The organism is Streptomyces sp. NPDC044921 (assembly GCF_056432865.1).
The window spans coordinates 370,399-385,784 of the sequence record NZ_JBWKIF010000003.1 but is presented as its reverse complement, the minus strand read 5'-3'; the positions used below and the strand labels follow the sequence as shown (position 1 = coordinate 385,784).

General features: G+C 72.2%; 13 protein-coding genes. 5 read left to right on the top strand and 8 right to left on the bottom strand.

Translation table 11 applies throughout. The features are described 5' to 3' along the window. Positions 1–63: 63 nt before the first annotated feature. The gene (gene nsdA / locus AC07DA_RS06850) at positions 64–1,560 is read right to left on the bottom strand and encodes a transcriptional repressor NsdA (RefSeq protein WP_479125250.1); all 1,497 of its coding nucleotides are present in this window, start codon (positions 1,558–1,560) and stop codon (positions 64–66) included. A 445-nt stretch (positions 1,561–2,005) separates the two neighbouring features. Here nsdA and AC07DA_RS06845 point away from each other — a divergent pair, with 445 nt between their 5' ends. Beyond that, the gene (locus tag AC07DA_RS06845; RefSeq protein WP_479125248.1) at positions 2,006–2,671 is read left to right on the top strand and encodes a bifunctional DNA primase/polymerase; all 666 of its coding nucleotides are present in this window, start codon (positions 2,006–2,008) and stop codon (positions 2,669–2,671) included. 110 nt (positions 2,672–2,781) lie between these two features. On the opposite strand, the gene ftsY is transcribed toward AC07DA_RS06845, so the two are convergent. Beyond that, positions 2,782–3,981, bottom strand: coding sequence for a signal recognition particle-docking protein FtsY (gene ftsY / locus AC07DA_RS06840; RefSeq protein WP_479125246.1), 1,200 nt, complete (start codon positions 3,979–3,981; stop codon positions 2,782–2,784). 151 nt (positions 3,982–4,132) lie between these two features. Between ftsY and AC07DA_RS06835 the strand changes: the two genes are divergently transcribed. Both AC07DA_RS06835 and AC07DA_RS06830 read left to right on the top strand, forming a co-directional pair. After that, a complete protein-coding gene (locus AC07DA_RS06835; protein WP_479125244.1) occupies positions 4,133–5,104 on the top strand; it encodes an LLM class flavin-dependent oxidoreductase in 972 nt (323 codons plus the stop codon). A gap of 168 nt (positions 5,105–5,272) precedes the next feature. Beyond that, entirely contained in the window at positions 5,273–5,518 is a 246-nt protein-coding gene (locus tag AC07DA_RS06830; RefSeq protein WP_479125242.1) for a hypothetical protein, read from the top strand. A gap of 130 nt (positions 5,519–5,648) precedes the next feature. Here the strand turns inward: AC07DA_RS06830 and AC07DA_RS06825 are convergent, their stop codons facing one another. The 4 genes from AC07DA_RS06825 to AC07DA_RS06810 form a co-directional block, all read right to left on the bottom strand. Then, the gene (locus AC07DA_RS06825; RefSeq protein ID WP_479125240.1) at positions 5,649–7,067 is read right to left on the bottom strand and encodes a sugar porter family MFS transporter; all 1,419 of its coding nucleotides are present in this window, start codon (positions 7,065–7,067) and stop codon (positions 5,649–5,651) included. A 221-nt stretch (positions 7,068–7,288) separates the two neighbouring features. Beyond that, complete coding sequence (smc, locus tag AC07DA_RS06820; RefSeq protein WP_479125238.1) at positions 7,289–10,867, bottom strand: chromosome segregation protein SMC; 3,579 nt, start codon at positions 10,865–10,867, stop codon at positions 7,289–7,291. A 212-nt stretch (positions 10,868–11,079) separates the two neighbouring features. Continuing rightward, on the bottom strand, positions 11,080–11,283 hold the full coding sequence (locus AC07DA_RS06815; protein ID WP_003993245.1) for a hypothetical protein: 204 nt from the start codon (positions 11,281–11,283) through the stop codon (positions 11,080–11,082). Between the two features lie 377 nt (positions 11,284–11,660). After that, the gene (locus AC07DA_RS06810) at positions 11,661–11,942 is read right to left on the bottom strand and encodes an acylphosphatase (RefSeq protein WP_479125236.1); all 282 of its coding nucleotides are present in this window, start codon (positions 11,940–11,942) and stop codon (positions 11,661–11,663) included. Positions 11,943–12,103: 161 nt separating this feature from the next. Here AC07DA_RS06810 and AC07DA_RS06805 point away from each other — a divergent pair, with 161 nt between their 5' ends. Further along, positions 12,104–13,246, top strand: a complete 1,143-nt coding sequence (locus AC07DA_RS06805) for a CAP domain-containing protein (protein ID WP_479125234.1) — start codon at positions 12,104–12,106, stop codon at positions 13,244–13,246. Between the two features lie 102 nt (positions 13,247–13,348). Here the strand turns inward: AC07DA_RS06805 and AC07DA_RS06800 are convergent, their stop codons facing one another. After that, the gene (locus AC07DA_RS06800) at positions 13,349–13,933 is read right to left on the bottom strand and encodes a flavodoxin family protein (protein ID WP_479125232.1); all 585 of its coding nucleotides are present in this window, start codon (positions 13,931–13,933) and stop codon (positions 13,349–13,351) included. A 107-nt stretch (positions 13,934–14,040) separates the two neighbouring features. Here AC07DA_RS06800 and AC07DA_RS06795 point away from each other — a divergent pair, with 107 nt between their 5' ends. After that, positions 14,041–14,445 carry a winged helix-turn-helix transcriptional regulator gene (locus tag AC07DA_RS06795; protein ID WP_479125230.1) on the top strand — a complete coding sequence of 135 codons (405 nt, stop codon included), beginning with the start codon at positions 14,041–14,043 and terminating at the stop codon, positions 14,443–14,445. On the opposite strand, the gene mutM is transcribed toward AC07DA_RS06795, so the two are convergent. Next, positions 14,418–15,278, bottom strand: a complete 861-nt coding sequence (gene mutM, locus AC07DA_RS06790; RefSeq protein WP_479125228.1) for a bifunctional DNA-formamidopyrimidine glycosylase/DNA-(apurinic or apyrimidinic site) lyase — start codon at positions 15,276–15,278, stop codon at positions 14,418–14,420. The genes AC07DA_RS06795 and mutM overlap by 28 nt on opposite strands. Between the last annotated feature and the right edge of the window lie 108 nt (positions 15,279–15,386).

Below are 15,386 nucleotides of genomic sequence, written 5' to 3'. Positions count from 1 at the left end.
GAGCCGAGTCGGGCAGTTCGGGAGGGCCGGCCGCGGCCGGGGTTCAGGGGGCCGTGAGGCCGGTCAGACCGCCTCGGCGGTCTCGGGCAGTTCGGCGGCGAGCCGCTCGGTCAGGTCGACGACCTCGCCGAGGTCGCCGAAGTCGCGTGCGGCGGTGTCCACGGTCTTGCGGATCCGGGTGTTGACGCGCTCGGAGCGGACCTTCTTGGCGATCCGCATGGCCTCGGCGGCGAAGACCGTGCTCTGCTCGGGCTCGCGCTGCAGGAGGTGCACGGTGGCCATCCCGATCAGGTTCAGCGCATACGACCGCTGGTGCTCGCCGTCCTCGGCGAACAGCTCCACGGCCCGCTTCATCAGAGGCTCGGCCAGCGAGGCGTAGGTGGGGCTGCGGCCGGCGACGTAGGCCAGGTCGCGGTACGAGTGGGAGTTCTCCCCGTAGAGCTCGGCCTCGGAGAAGAAGCGGATCCAGTCGGGGTCCGGCTCGTCCCACTCGTCGGCCTCGGCGAAGGTGTCCTCGGCCATCCGCACGGCCCGCTTGCACTTGCCGGGCTGGCCCATGTTGGCGTAGGCGCGGGCCTCCATCGCATACAGCATCGACTGGGTGCGCGGGCTCGCGCAGTCCCGGCTGCCGTACTGCGCGAGGTGGATCAGCTCCAGCGCGTCGTCGGGCCGGCCGAGGTGGATCATCTGGCGGCTCATGCTGGACAGCACGTACGAGCCGAGGGGCCGGTCACCGGCCTCCTTGGCGGCGTGCAGCGCGAGGACGAAGTACTTCTGCGCGGTCGGCTGCAGCCCGATGTCGTACGACATCCAGCCGGCCAGCTCGGCGAGCTCGGCGGCGACCTTGAACAGGCGCCGGGTGGTGGCCTCCGGCTGGGGTTCCTGGAGCAGGTCGGTCACCTCGTGCAGCTGGCCGACGACGGCCTTGCGGCGCAGCCCGCCGCCGCACTGGGCGTCCCACTGGCGGAACATCACCGTCGTGGACTCCAGCAGGTCCAGCTCCGGCTTGGAGAGGCGGCCGCGGGCGCGCCCGGAGGCGGCCGCCGGCTCGGGCTCGGAGCGCGGGCCCGGGGGCGAGGGGACGAGCCAGCGCTGCATGGGCTCGATGAGGGCCGGGCCCGCAGACAGGACCAGCGAGCTCCCGAGGAAGCCGCGCCGCGCCAGCATCAGGTCGCTGCGCGAGAACTCGCTGAGCAGGGCCACGGTCTGCGGGCCCGTCCACGGCAGGTCGACGCCGGTCGCGGACGGTGACTGGCGCGCGGTGCGCAGCCCCAGGTCCTCGACGGAGACGACGACGCCGAAACGCTCCGAGAACAGCTCGGAGAGGATCTTGGGGATGGGCTCGCGCGGGTTCTCGCCGTCGAGCCAGCGGCGCACCCGTGAGGTGTCCGTGGAGATGTGGTTGGCGCCCAACTGCCGTGCTCTGCGGTTGACCTGGCGGGCGAGCTCGCCCTTGGACCAGCCGCTGCGCACGAACCAGGAGGTGAGCAGCTCGTTCGGGCGCTTGTCAGTGTGCGTCGCGTGTGCAGCGTTCGTTCCGCTTCCGCCGTTGCCGCTCACTGGAACGCCCCCATCCCTGAGACCACTTGTCGCCGAGTGCGCCAAGCCCTATCAGCATGCCGGTTCGTACGGCCGCCCGTCCGGGTCTTGTCACCCTTCGAACGGAAAGGCGACTTGCCTCCGGCATACCCGCGAGTGCATGTGCCCCCAGGCCTCGTGCACACAAAGTAATCCTACGATCACCCGTCCAGCCCCGGCTCACACGCAAACGCCACCATTCGCCACCCCTTCGAATGAACTCACGTACGTCAACGCGCGATTCACTTGACAGGACACACCCAGGAGCGGGTGCAGCGATGCACTCAAGGGCGCGCGCCGTCGGGCGCACCACCCTGGGCGCTTCCTGGCGCGGAGTGAACCGGCCGCCACCGGGAAGGCGGAAACAGAGAGTCACGTATCGCGTCCGCTGCGTAACCACCGCTGCGCCGGACCCGTTGGAGGGGGTATGGGCTTCACGATCGGCATCAGCCGGGGCATGCGCGACATCCGGTCCGGCTCGCGCCGCCGCAGCCGCACGTCGGACGGCACGGCCGTGGCCGAGTACACCGGACTGTGGGGCTGGGACGTGGTGCCGGGCGCCCGGGCGTCGGCGGGCGCGTGCTCCTGCGGCCGCCGCGGCTGCTCCGCTCCGGGTGCGCACCCGCTGGACTTCGCCCCGGTGATCCCCGCCGGGGCGACGCTGGACGAGGTGACGGAAACCTGGGGCGAGTTCCCCGGCGCCGCGGTGATGCTGCCGGTCGGCCGGGCCTTCGACGTCATCGAGGTGGCCGAACCGGCCGGGTGCCGCGCCCTGGCCCGGCTGGAGCGCATGGGCCTGCCCGTCGGCCCGGTCGCGGCCACGCCCGACGGCCGTGCCCAGTTCCTCGTCGCCCCCGGCGCCGCCGCGGACCTGCCCGGCTTGCTCTACCGCATGGGCTGGGACGACCCGGACGCCCTCGACCTGCGCGGCCTCGGCCCGGGGACGCACATCACGGCGCCGCCCTCGGACCGCGGCGGCCTCGGCCCGGTCCGCTGGCTGCGCTCCCCCGCCCTGGACTCGGCCTCCCGGCCGCCGGAGGCCCGCCTGGTGCTGGGCACGCTGGCGTACGTGGCGCACCGCTCACGCGCCTAGCCCGCGGCCAGGACACAGAGCGAAGCGCCCGTCCCCGACTGCACCTCGGGGGCGGGCGCTTCTCGCGCGGGTACGGTTCTTCGCGGGTCGTGCGGCGGCGGGTGCCGAACTCACTCCCCGATAAGGGCGTCAACGAACGCCTCCGGCTCGAACGGCGCCAGGTCGTCCGCGCCCTCCCCGAGCCCGACCAGCTTGACCGGCACGCCCAGCTCGCGCTGGACCGCGACCACGATGCCGCCCTTGGCCGTGCCGTCCAGCTTGGTGAGGACGATGCCGGTGATGTCCACGACCTCGGCGAAGACCCGGGCCTGGACCAGGCCGTTCTGGCCGGTGGTGGCGTCGAGGACGAGCAGCACCTCGTCGACCGGGGCGTGCTTCTCGACGACCCGCTTGACCTTGCCGAGCTCGTCCATGAGGCCGGTCTTGGTGTGCAGGCGCCCGGCGGTGTCGATGAGCACGACGTTCGCGCCCATCTCCTTGCCCTCCTTGACCGCGTCGAAGGCGACGGAGGCGGGGTCGCCGCCCTCCGGTCCGCGCACGGTGTGGGCGCCGACGCGCTCGCCCCAGGTCTGGAGCTGGTCGGCGGCGGCGGCCCGGAAGGTGTCGGCCGCACCCAGGACGACGCTCTGGCCGTCGGCGACCAGCACGCGGGCGAGCTTGCCGGTGGTGGTGGTCTTGCCGGTGCCGTTGACGCCGACGACCATCACGATGCCGGGCTTGCGGTCCTCCGGCTCGGTCCTGACCGCGCGGTCCATGTCGCGGCCGACCAGGGTGATGAGCTCCTCGCGGAGCAGGGTGCGCAGTTCCTCGGGGGTGCGGGTGCCGAGGACCTTCACGCGCTCGCGCAGCCGCTCGACCAGTTCCTGGGTGGGCTGCACGCCGACGTCGGCGGTGAGCAGCGTGTCCTCGATCTCCTCCCAGGTGTCCTCGTCGAGGTGCTCGCGGGACAGCAGGGTCAGAAGGCCCTTGCCGAGGGCGTTCTGCGAGCGGGAGAGCCGGGCCCGCAGCCGGACCAGGCGGCCGGCGGTGGGCTCCGGGATCTCGATCGCGGGAGCCTCGGCGGGCGGCTCCTCGACGACGACCGGAGCCGAGCCGTCCGGAAGATCCACCTCCTCTATCGTGCGCCGCGGTTCCTCCCGCGGCGTCTCGGCCTCGTCGCCGACGTGCGGCTCGGCCGGTGGGGCGGTGATGTCGGGCGCCGCGGGCGGGGGCGGCGGCAGCTGCTTCTTGCGCCGGCTGCCGACGATGAGCCCGCCGAGCGCGCCGAGCACGACCACGGCGATGACTACAGCAAGGATGACGATGTCCATAACGCGTCCAGTATCAGTCATGGGGCCCCGGGTCACCCCGCGCGCACCGCCCCGGAAGGCCCGGGGCCGCCGGATCTCCACACCCCTGGATGTCTGACGCACCGTCAGCTAACGTCCCCCGGACACCCGCCCGGTGAAGGGAGACGCCGCCATGCCCGTCACGGTCGTACGCTTCAACCTCGTCGCCCCCGGGGCCCGCCCCGCCGAACTCGGCGCCCGGTACCGGGCGGCCCTGGAGATGGCCGCCTACGCCGACGACCGGGGCGTCACCACGGTGCAGACGGAGGAGCACCACGGGGCGGAGAACAACTGGCTCCCCTCGCCGTTCGCCTTCGCGGGAGCCGTCTTCGGCGCGACCCGGCGTGTCGCGGTCACCGTCTCGGCGGTCATCGGCCCGCTGCACGACCCGCTGCGGCTCGCCGAGGAGATCGCCGTGCTGGACCTGCTCAGCGGCGGCCGGCTGGTGACGGTCGCCGGGATCGGGTACCGGCCACAGGAGTACGAGCACTTCGGGGTCGACTTCTCCCGGCGCGGGAAGCTCCAGGACGAGCTGCTGGAGACGCTGCTGCGGGCGTGGACGGGCGAGCCCTTCCCCTACCGGGGCCGCACGGTCCGCGTCACCCCGCGCCCCTTCACCGAGCCGCATCCCCTGCTCCTGGTCGGCGGCTCCTCCAGGCCGGCCGCCCGTCGCGCCGCCCGGCTCGGCCTGCCGTTCTTCCCCAGCGCGCACCTGCCGGAGCTGGAGGCGTACTACAAGGAGCGGCTGGTCGAGTACGGCACCGAGGGGTGGGTGATGATGCCGGCGGCCGAGACGCCGCTGCTGCACGTGGCCGAGGACCCGGACCGGGCCTGGGCGGAGTACGGCCGGCACTTCCTGCACGAGGCGCGGACGTACGCCTCCTGGCAGTCGGGGGCGGTGCGCTCGGCGGTGAGGTCGACGGCGACGACCGTGGCGGAGCTGCGCGCGGAGGGCGTGTACCGGATCCTCACGCCGCAGCAGTGCGCGGGGCTGGGTCTCGACTCGTACGTGCTGCATCCGCTGGCGGGCGGGATGCCGGTGGAGGAGGGATGGCGCAGCCTGCGGCTGTTCTGCGAGCGGGTGCTGCCGGCCCTGGGGGGCTGAGGCCCGGGCGCCCAAGGGGCGGCCCGCCGCGTCCGCCCGGTGATCCGCTGGGGGCATGAGCTTGTCGGTGGACGTGTTCCTGCGCGAGCCGGACGTCCCCGGGGGGGCGGGACGACTCGGCCGGGTCCGAGTCCTGGCGGACGGCGGTGTGGGGGTCGGTCGGAGGCGGTGCGGGCGGCGGGCGCCCGCTTCCTGCCGGTGCTCGTCGGCTACGACCTGGAGGTCGAGGCCGCGCACGCCGAGTTCCTGCGCGAAGTGGCCCTGCCGCGCGACCGGCTCGACGCGATCGCCGCGAGCACGCGGGGGCCGCGGGGGTTCGAGGAGCACCGGCGCGGGCTGGTGGGACGGCTGCGCGATCCGGAGGTGGCGGCCCTGCGCGCGCGGGTGATCGAGGGCGGCGTCATCGTCTGGTGAGACGCCTCGTCCCGTCGGGACGACGGACCGCCGCCCCGGCTCGGGCAGTGGCCGAACCGGGGCGGCGGCGGGTTACGGGGAGAGGGGCAGCGGGGACTTTGGCCCTTCTCCCCGAGTGCGCGGGACGGGCTCAGCCCATCTCCTCCAGGGACTTGCCCTTCGTCTCGGTGACGAACTTCAGGACGAACGGGATGGAGAGCGCGGCGAACGCCGTGTAGATCACGTACGTCACGGACAGGTTCCAGTCGGCCAGCGACGGGAAGCTCGCGGTGATGGCCCAGTTGGCGATCCACTGCGCGGCGGCGGCCACACCCAGGGCGGCGGCGCGGATCCGGTTGGGGAACATCTCGCCGAGCATGACCCAGACGACCACGCCCCACGACAGGGCGAAGAAGAGCACGAAGACGTGCGCGGCGATCAGGGCGATCCAGCCCTGCGCGGCGGGCAGCTTGCCGTCGACCAGGTGGTAGGAGAACGCCCAGGCCTCCAGCGCCAGGCCGACGACCATGCCGACCGAGCCGATGATCGCGAGCGGCTTGCGGCCGACCCGGTCGACGAAGATCATCGCGATGACCGTGCCGACGATGTTGATGATCGACGTGGTGAAGGAGTAGAAGAACGAGTCCGTCGGGTCGACGCCGACCGACTGCCACAGCGTCGAGGAGTAGTAGAACGCGACGTTGATGCCGACGAACTGCTGGAAGACCGACAGGCCGATGCCGATCCAGACGATCGGCTTGAAGAAGAAGCTGCCGCCGAGCAGGTCCTTGAAGCTCGACTTGTGCTCGCTCTTCATGGCGCCCTCGATCTCGGCGACACGGGCGTCCAGGTCGACGTCCTTGCCCTCGACCTCGGCGAGGATCTGCCGGGCGCGGTCGTGCTTGCCGACGGAGATGAGGAAGCGCGGGGACTCGGGGATCGCGAAGGAGAGCAGGCCGTACAGGACGGCCGGGACGACCATGACGCCGAGCATGACCTGCCAGGCCTCCAGGCCCATCAGCCTGCCGCGCTGGTCACCGTCGGCGGCGTTGAGCAGACCCCAGTTGACCAGCTGCGACACGGCGATGCCGATGACGATCGCGGCCTGCTGGAAGGAGCCGAGCCGGCCGCGGTAGGCGGGCGGGGCGACCTCGGCGATGTAGGCCGGGCCGATCACGGAGGCCATGCCGATGGCGAAGCCGCCGACGACCCGCCAGAAGGCGAGGTCCCACAGCGCGAAGGGGAGCGCGGAGCCGACGGCGCTGACGGTGAACAGGACCGCGGCGATCTGCATGCACCGGATGCGGCCGATGCGGTCGGCTATGCGACCGGCGGTCGCGGCGCCGATGGCGCAGCCGATCAGGGCGATGGCGATGACCTGGGCGAGGGCAGCGGAGCCCACGTCGTAGCGGTCACGGATGGCCTCGACGGCGCCGTTGATCACGGAACTGTCGTAGCCGAAGAGGAAACCGCCCATCGCGGCGGCCGCCGCGATGAAGATGACGTGCCCGAGATGATCGGGGTGAGCCGTCCCGGCTCCTGACTTGGGTGCCTGCGCTGTGCTGGTCACGTGTACTCCTCGGGCCACCGGCAACGCTGCCGGAGGGGGTCAGCCCTTCGAGGTCCACCTGAAGGTACCTGAAGGTAAAAGGAACGTTGCCGAGACTATGCCTTCAAGTTTCGAAGTCAATAGGTCGGCTCTGTGAATCTGAGGCAGGAGTGTGTCAGTGATGTGTTCAAGTGTTGAAGTCATAAAGCGTCGCAGGTGAGACCGGTGTAGACCACACCCATCTAGCGGAGGCGCTGGGAGATGACCTTCGACACACCGTCGCCCTGCATGGAGACGCCGTACAGGGCGTCGGCGACCTCCATGGTGCGCTTCTGGTGGGTGATCACGATCAGCTGCGAGGCCTCCTGCAGCTCCTGCATGATCCGGATGAGCCGCTGGAGGTTGGTGTCGTCGAGGGCGGCCTCGACCTCGTCCATGACGTAGAACGGACTCGGCCGCGCCTTGAAGATCGACACGAGCAGCGCGACGGCCGTCAGCGACCGCTCCCCGCCGGAGAGCAGCGACAGCCGCTTGACCTTCTTGCCCGGCGGGCGGGCCTCGACGTCCACGCCCGTGGTGAGCATGTTGTCCGGGTCGGTCAGCACCAGTCGCCCCTCACCACCGGGGAAGAGCCGGCTGAAGACGCCCTCGAACTCCCGGGCGGTGTCCCGGTAGGCCTCGGTGAAGACCTGCTCGACGCGCTCGTCGACCTCCTTGACGACCTGCAGCAGGTCGGCGCGGGTCTTCTTCAGGTCCTCCAGCTGCTCGCTGAGGAACTGGTGGCGTTCCTCCAGCGCCGCGAACTCCTCCAGCGCGAGCGGGTTCACCTTGCCGAGCTGCTGGTAGGCGCGTTCGGCGGCCTTGAGACGCTTTTCCTGCTCGGACCGGACGAACGGCCTGGGCCGGTTGCGCGGGTGCTCGGGGTCCTCCGGCAGCTCCTCGCCCTCGGCGGGGGGCGAGGGCGGCACGAGCTGGTGCGGACCGTACTCCGCCACGAGCCCGGCCGGTTCGACACCCAGCTCCTCCAGCGCCTTGGTCTCCAGCTGCTCGATCCGCAGCCGCTTCTCGGCGCCGAGTACCTCACCGCGGTGGACCGAATCCGTCAACTTGTCGAGTTCCGCCTTGAGATCGCGGCCCTGGGTGCGGGCGCGGGCGAGTTCCCGCTCGCGGTGGGCCTTGGCGGCCTCGGCGGCGGTGCGCTCCTGGTCGGCGCGGGCGAGCGAGACCTCGACGTGCGCGAGCAACTGCCGCGCGCCGGAGCCGACGGCCCCGGCGACGGCCGCCTCGTGCCGCAGCCGGGCCCGCCGCTGCTCCGCACGCGCGCGGGCCTCGCGTTCCGCCCGGGCCGCCCGGTCCAGGGAGTCGGCCCGGCCGGCCAGGCCCTTGACCCGCTCCTCGTGCGTCCGGACCTGGAGGCGGGCCTCCATCTCGGTCTGGCGGGCGTTGGCACCGTCGGCGGCGAGCCGGTCCCGCACGGAGGTGTCGGGCTCCTCCTCGATCGGCATCTCCTCGGCGACCGCGAGCCGCTCGGCGAGTTCCCCGACCTCCTGGAGCGCCTTGTCCAGGGCCTCCTGAGCCCGGGCCGCGGCGGCCGTGGACCGCTCGGCCTCCCCCGCCGCGCCCCGCGCCTGCCCGGCGAGCCGGCCGAGCTGCTGGGCCACGGCCGACTTCTCCCGGTCGGCGGCCCGGCGCCGCTCCCCGAGCTCCTCGACCAGCGCGGCGCACTCCGTGCGGCGTTCGACGGCCTCCTGCTGGGCCTCGGCCAGTTCCTCGCAGCGCACCGCCAGCTCCTGAAGCTCGGCGGCGGCCTCGTCCACGGACGCCTGCACTTCCAGGAGGCTGGGGACACCGGCGGAGCCGCCGTGGGCGAAGTGGGCGCCGAGGAGATCGCCTTCGGCTGTCACGGCGGTGAGGTGGGGGTGGGCGTAGACGAGGTCCTCGGCGTCCTCCAGGGTGTTCACGACGACGATGCCGTGCAGGAGGCGGCGGACGGCGGGCATCAGGTCGGCCGGGCCGCGAACCAGGTCTGCGGCATGGGTGTGCCGCGCGTCCGCGGGGTCGTCGCGGTGGGTCGCACGGTTCCCCGCGCCCCTGGGGTCGGCGTCTCCTGCCAGCAGCAGAGTGGCCCGGCCTCCGTCCTGCTTGCGCAGCAGGCGGATGGCGTCGGCGGCCGCGGCGGGAGTGGTGACGGCCAGGGCGTCGGCGGCGGCGCCGAAGGCCGCCGCCAGGGCGACCTCGTGGCCGGGGGTCACCGTCAGCAGTTCCGCCGCCGGGCCGAGCAGGCCGGAGAGGCGGTCCTTGGCGGCCAGCAGTATGCCGGTGCCGTCCTTGCGGCGCAGGCCGAGTGCCAGGGCCTCGTGGCGGGCCTGGGTGGCGGCGCGCCGGCGTTCCGCCGCCGTGGTGGCCTCGCGGGCCGCCGTGAGCGCGGCCTCGGCCTCGGCAAGCTCCCGCTTGGCCGCCTCGTGCCGCTCGGCGAGTTCCGCGTCGCCGGCGTCGAGTCCGTCGACCTCGGCCTTGAGGGCCTCGTACTCCTCCTGGGCGGCGACGGCACGTTCCTGCGCCTCGTCGCGGGCGGCGGCCAGACGTTCGATCTCGGCCTGGGCGGAGGCCGCGCGGGAGCGGGCCGCGTTGACCTGGCCGGCGAGCCGGGCCAGGCCCTCGCGCCGGTCGGCGATGGCACGGGCGGCGTCCTTCAGGCGCCGCTCCTCCTGGGCGAGCTCGCGCTCCAGCTCGGCACGGTGGGCGACCGTGTCCTCCAGGGCGCGTTCGGCGGCTTCCAGGGCCGCCTCCAGTTCGGCCTCCTGCTCGCGGACGCGGGCGGCCTCGCGCTCCATGTCCTCGGGGTCGCGGCCGCGCCGCTCCTCCGGGGGCGCCGAGGTGGCGCTCTTGACCCGGGCGTCGGCGAGGGAGATCGTGCCGCGCACCCGCTCGGCGAGCTGGGAGAGCTCGTACCAGGTCTGCTGGGCGCGCTGGAGGCGCGGCGTCAGCTGCCGGACCTCGGTCTCCAGCAGGGCCTCGCGCTGGAGCGCCCGGCGCAGCTCCTGCTCGGCGGCCTCCTTGCGCTCCTTCAGCGCGACCTCGTCGGCGACCTCGGCCTGGAGGGCTTCCCGGAGCCGTACGAGGTCGTCGGCGAGCAGGCGCAGCCGGGCGTCGCGCAGGTCGGCCTGGATGACGGCGGCCCTGCGCGCCACCGCCGCCTGCCGGCCCAGCGGCTTGAGCTGGCGGCGCAGCTCGTCGGTGAGGTCCTGCACGCGCGCGAGGTTGGCCTGCATCGCGTCCAGCTTGCGCAGCGCCTTCTCCTTGCGCTTGCGGTGCTTGAGGACGCCGGCGGCCTCCTCGATGAAGGCGCGGCGGCCCATCGGGTCGGCGTGCAGCACGGAGTCGAGCTGGCCCTGCCCGACGATGACGTGCATCTCGCGGCCGATGCCGGAGTCGGAGAGCAGTTCCTGGATGTCGAGGAGACGGCAGGTGTCGCCGTTGATCTGGTACTCGCTGCCGCCGTTGCGGAACATGATCCGCGTGATGGTGACCTCGGCGTACTCGATGGGCAGGGCCCCGTCGGAGTTGTCGATGGTCAGGGACACCTCGGCGCGGCCCAGCGGGGGGCGGCCGGCGGTGCCGGCGAAGATGACGTCCTCCATCTTGCCGCCGCGCAGCGACTTGGCGCCCTGCTCCCCCATGACCCAGCTGAGGGCGTCGACGACGTTGGACTTGCCCGAGCCGTTCGGTCCGACGACGCACGTGATCCCCGGCTCGAACCGGAGGGTGGTCGCCGAGGCGAACGACTTGAACCCGCGGAGGGTCAGGGCCTTGAGGTGCACGCCGCCGGACTCTACCGCCCGGGTTCGTCTCACTCCATGAACCCACGGTTTCGCCGCTGAACGCGCAGGGCACACCAGACGTTAAAGACGGTGAAAGGATGCGCGGGGGAAAGAAAGAAGGGACGCCGGTGGCGTCCCTTGCACTTCTGACAACTCAGCGGTTGTGACGGGCTTCCTTCACCACTGCTTGCCGATGTGGAGCGGTGCAGTGATCAGGTGAGCGCAGGCTCCGCCTGGTGTGCGTCAACGCTCTCCATGATCCTGTCGTGAGAAGCGGCAGCCGTCAGCGCCTCGTTCTCCGCCTGGATCCGTACGAGCTCGGATTCCAGGTCCTGGACGCGCTGCTGGAGCCGTCGCATCTCGGCGAGGAGTCGAGGGTCGGAGCCGCCGACGTAACCGAGAAGCGCCTTTGCCATGATGGATGGTCCTCCACAATGAGTGACCGACCGATGCGGTTGGGTCGTGAGGGATTCGCACCCGCGGCTTGGCAGGGCCTTCAGTTGTGCTGCCGTTCAGCCATGCCAAACAGCTAGGTGCGCGGGGTGCTTTCAGCGTCTCACCAAAAAGTTTGACGGTCAACACGATCACGCCCCGTATTGGCGGGCGACCCTGGCGCACACGGCCTGGAACGGCGACGCGGCGGCTTCAGCGGGCCCTCGGGGCGTGGCGATCATCCTTGCGTCTGGAGTCCGCCAAGGCAAGCGGTTCTCGGCAATCACCAGCGAGTTTCCGTCCGGAGCGGCCGCCCGGGGCCGCCCCGCGGGGGGCCGGGGAGCCGCCTCGTGGCGCGGGATCAGCGGATGGCGAAGCCCTCGTAGCCGCCGCGGGGTGTGTCCCAGATCTCGGTGACGCCGTCCACGCGGCCGGGCGTGTCGTCACCGCGGAGCCACTCCAGCAGGTCTTGACAGCCCTCGCGCGCGCCCTCGGCGACCACTTGGACCCGTCCGTCGCCCAGATTGAGAGCAAAACCACTCAGGCCGCCGATCTCCAGGGCCTTGGCCCGCGTGAACCAGCGGAAACCCACACCTTGGACGCGTCCTCGCACCCAGGCGACCAATCGCACATCCTCGCTCATGACTGCAACCTAACCGCCCAATCTCCCTCCAGGCACTTCCTCCACTTGCGCCATGCGGTACCGTCCCCCCTCAACGAATCTCATATGAAACTCACACGATCGAGTGAGTTTGGTGTTGATCTCGAGGACGAGTCGACCGCCAGGACGAGGAAGGCCAGGACATGGGACGCCACCGACGCTCCGCCGCCGGCCGCGCCGCCACGGGCCGCGCCGACGGCTTCGCGGAGGGCCACGACCCGCTGTACTCCACCGCGGACGACGCCCCGACGATGGGCATCGCGCCGTATCTCAACCCGGAGGCGTACGCCGGGACCTACGCCAAGAGCGAGGCGTACCTGTTCGGGGCGCAGGCCGCCGGGGCCGGTGACCGCTTCACGGACACGGCGGTCTTCGCGGGCGACGGTTTCGCCTCCGACGGCTTCGCTTCCGACGGCTTCACCCCCGACAGCGGCGCCCGCCGCGCGGGCGCGCACCGCCGCCGGAAGAAGACCGCCCGCCCGATGCGCACCGGGCTGCTGGGCGTGTCCGCCGCCGTCGCCCTCGGCACGGTCGCCGTCGCCACGGGCGCGGTGCCCGGCCTGGAGAACTACAAGCTCGGCGGCGGCAACGGCGCCGACAACGTCCAGGCGGGCGACACCCCGACGAACCTCCCGGCCGAGCAGGGCGGCACGTCCGGCACCGCCGAGAGCCGGGACGACTCGCCCACCAGCCGGGACGCCGAGCGTTCCGTCTCCCCCTCGCCCTCCGCCTCGAAGTCGTCGGCCGCCCCGACGAAGACGCCGGAGAAGACCGGGAAGACGCAGGAGAAGGCGCCGGAGAAGAAGAAGCCCGCGGCCACTCCCAGCGAGGAGAAGCCGGACAGCACGCCCTCGCGTACGGCCACGAAGGCACCGCGGACGCCCGGTGCGTCCGCCGCCCTCTCCGGAGAGACCGCGGCCGCGGCGCAGGTGCTCGCGCTGGTGAACGAGGAGCGGGCCAAGGTGGGCTGCAGCCCGGTCGCCGCGAACAGCGCGCTGGCCGGCCTCGCCCAGAGCTACAGCGAGGACATGGCCGCGCGGGGCTTCTTCGACCACACCGACCCGGACGGCCGCACGCCGTGGGACCGGGCCGAGAGGGCCGGCATATCCAACCTCGGCGGCGAGAACATAGCCCGCGGCCAGGCCGACGCCGCGGCCGTGATGGACGCCTGGATGAACAGCCCCGGCCACCGCGCCAACATCCTGAACTGCGACTTCAAGACGCTGGGCGTCGGTGTCGAACTCGGCTCCGGCGGCCCGTGGTGGACGCAGAACTTCGGTTACTGAGGCACCTGCGGAGGGGCGAGGTCCGAGGACTCGTGCGGTACCCGCGCAGCGGGTCGGCGCTCGCGGTGAGCGGGGCGGTCGTCCACCGCGCCGGCGTAGGGCTCACGCGGCCGCCAGGCCCCGGAGGAAGATCCTGGCCGTCTCCGTCACACGGCGGCCCAGTTGCTCGGCCGTGGCGATGTCGGCCTTGTGGACGGCCTCCGGGCCCTCGTCGGCGTTGGTCGACGCCGCCGCGCCCGCGAAGACACCGAGGCGGTTCAGGTCGTGCTCGGAGCCGGTGCTGCTGTTCCAGCCCGGGAGCAGTCCCAGGTTCACCCAGTGCATGCCGAGCTGGGCGGCGAGGATCTGGAAGTACTGCAGGGTGTGCAGTTTGTCGCCGCTCTTGGAGGCGGAGTTGGTGAACCCGGCGGCCAGCTTGTCCTTCCACCCCTGGGTGGCCCAGCGCTTCGAGGTGGCCTCCGCGAAGACGTGGAAGGCGCCGGACGCGGTGCCCATGTAGGTCGGCGATCCGAACACGATGGCGTCCGAGCGGTCGAGGAGCGCCCACTGCTCCTCGGTGATCCCGTCGACGTTGATCAGGTGCACCTCGGCACCGGCGTCGGCGGCACCGGCACGGACGGCCTCGGCGAGGACGGCGGTGTGGCCGTAGCCGGAGTGGTAGGCGAGGGAGACGACAGGCGTGGTCACAGGTACTCCTGGGAAAGAGGCAGGTCACTGACGATGACCAAAGGAAAGCACTAACTGCTAGTTAGTGCAACCTGTTGGTTAGCGCTGTGCTGGCGTAGGCTGGGCATATGACCACGATCCAGGAGCCCACGGAGGGGCTGGACGACCTCCCCTACAACGTGTTCGCCAAGGCCTGTCCCTCGCGCGGCACGCTCGAACACGTCACGGGCCGCTGGGGCGGACTGACGCTCGGCGCCCTGTACGAGGGCCCGCTGCGCTTCAACGAGCTGCGCCGCCGTGTCGACGGCGTGAGCGAGAAGATGCTGTCCCAGACGCTGCACGCCCTGGAGCGCGACGGCCTGGTGCACCGCGAGGCGCAGCCCACCAATCCGCCCCGGGTCGACTACGAACTGACGTCGCTCGGGCGCGGGGTCGCCGAACGCCTGCTGAGCCTGATCCACTTCGTGGAGGGGCGGATGGACGACGTGCTCGCCGCCCGCGAGCGTTACGACGCCACGCGCGGCGCCCGCTGACACGCCGGACAGAAGTAGCTCGACCGGTTCATCCAGGGCCGTCGCCGCATGGGCGTGCCACAGCGGCGGCAGGGCAGGCCCTCGCGGCCGTACGCGTCGAGGGACCGGTCGAAGTAGCCCGACTCGCCGTTGACGTTGACGTACAGGCTGTCGAAGCTGGTGCCGCCGACGGCGAGGGCCGCGTTCATCACGTCCCGTACGTGCCCGAGGAGCAGCAGCGTGCGCGGGCGGGTGAAGGTCGCGGTCGGGCGCTCGTAGTGGATGCGGGAGCGCCACAGGGCCTCGTCCGCGTAGATGTTGCCGACGCCGCTGATGAGCGACTGGTCGAGCAGGGCCCGTTTGATCGTGGTCCGCTTGCGGCGCAGCGCCTGGTGGAACGCCTCGTCGTCGAAGAGCGGGTCGAGCGGGTCCCGGGCGATGTGCGCGATGACGTCGGGCAGGCCGGCCGGGGTGTTCTCGTGCAGTGACAGTCCGCCGAAGGTGCGCTGGTCGACGAAGCGCAGCTCGGTGTCCAGGGCGTCGGTGAAGCGGACGCGGATGCGCAGGTGCCTCTCGTCCGGGGCGGTGCGCGGCTGGACCAGCAGCTGGCCGCTCATGCCGAGGTGGGCCAGGACCGACTGGTCCGTGTCCTCCAGGGGCAGCCACAGATACTTGCCGCGGCGGCTCGGGACGCCGATGCGGTGGCCCTGGAGGCGGTGCGCGAAGTCCTCGGCGCCCGCGAGGTGGCGGCGCACCGCGCGCGGGTGCAGCACCTCGGCCTCGGCGACGGTCCGGTGGGCGACCCACCGCTCCAGGCCGCGCCGGACGACCTCGACCTCGGGCAACTCGGGCATGGGGATCCCCCGTCACGAACCTGCGGACGACCCGAGCGCCCGCCCCCGGGCAGGGGCGGGCGCTCGGGTGCGCTGTGCTGTCGCCGGCCGCCGGGTGGGGGCGGCCGG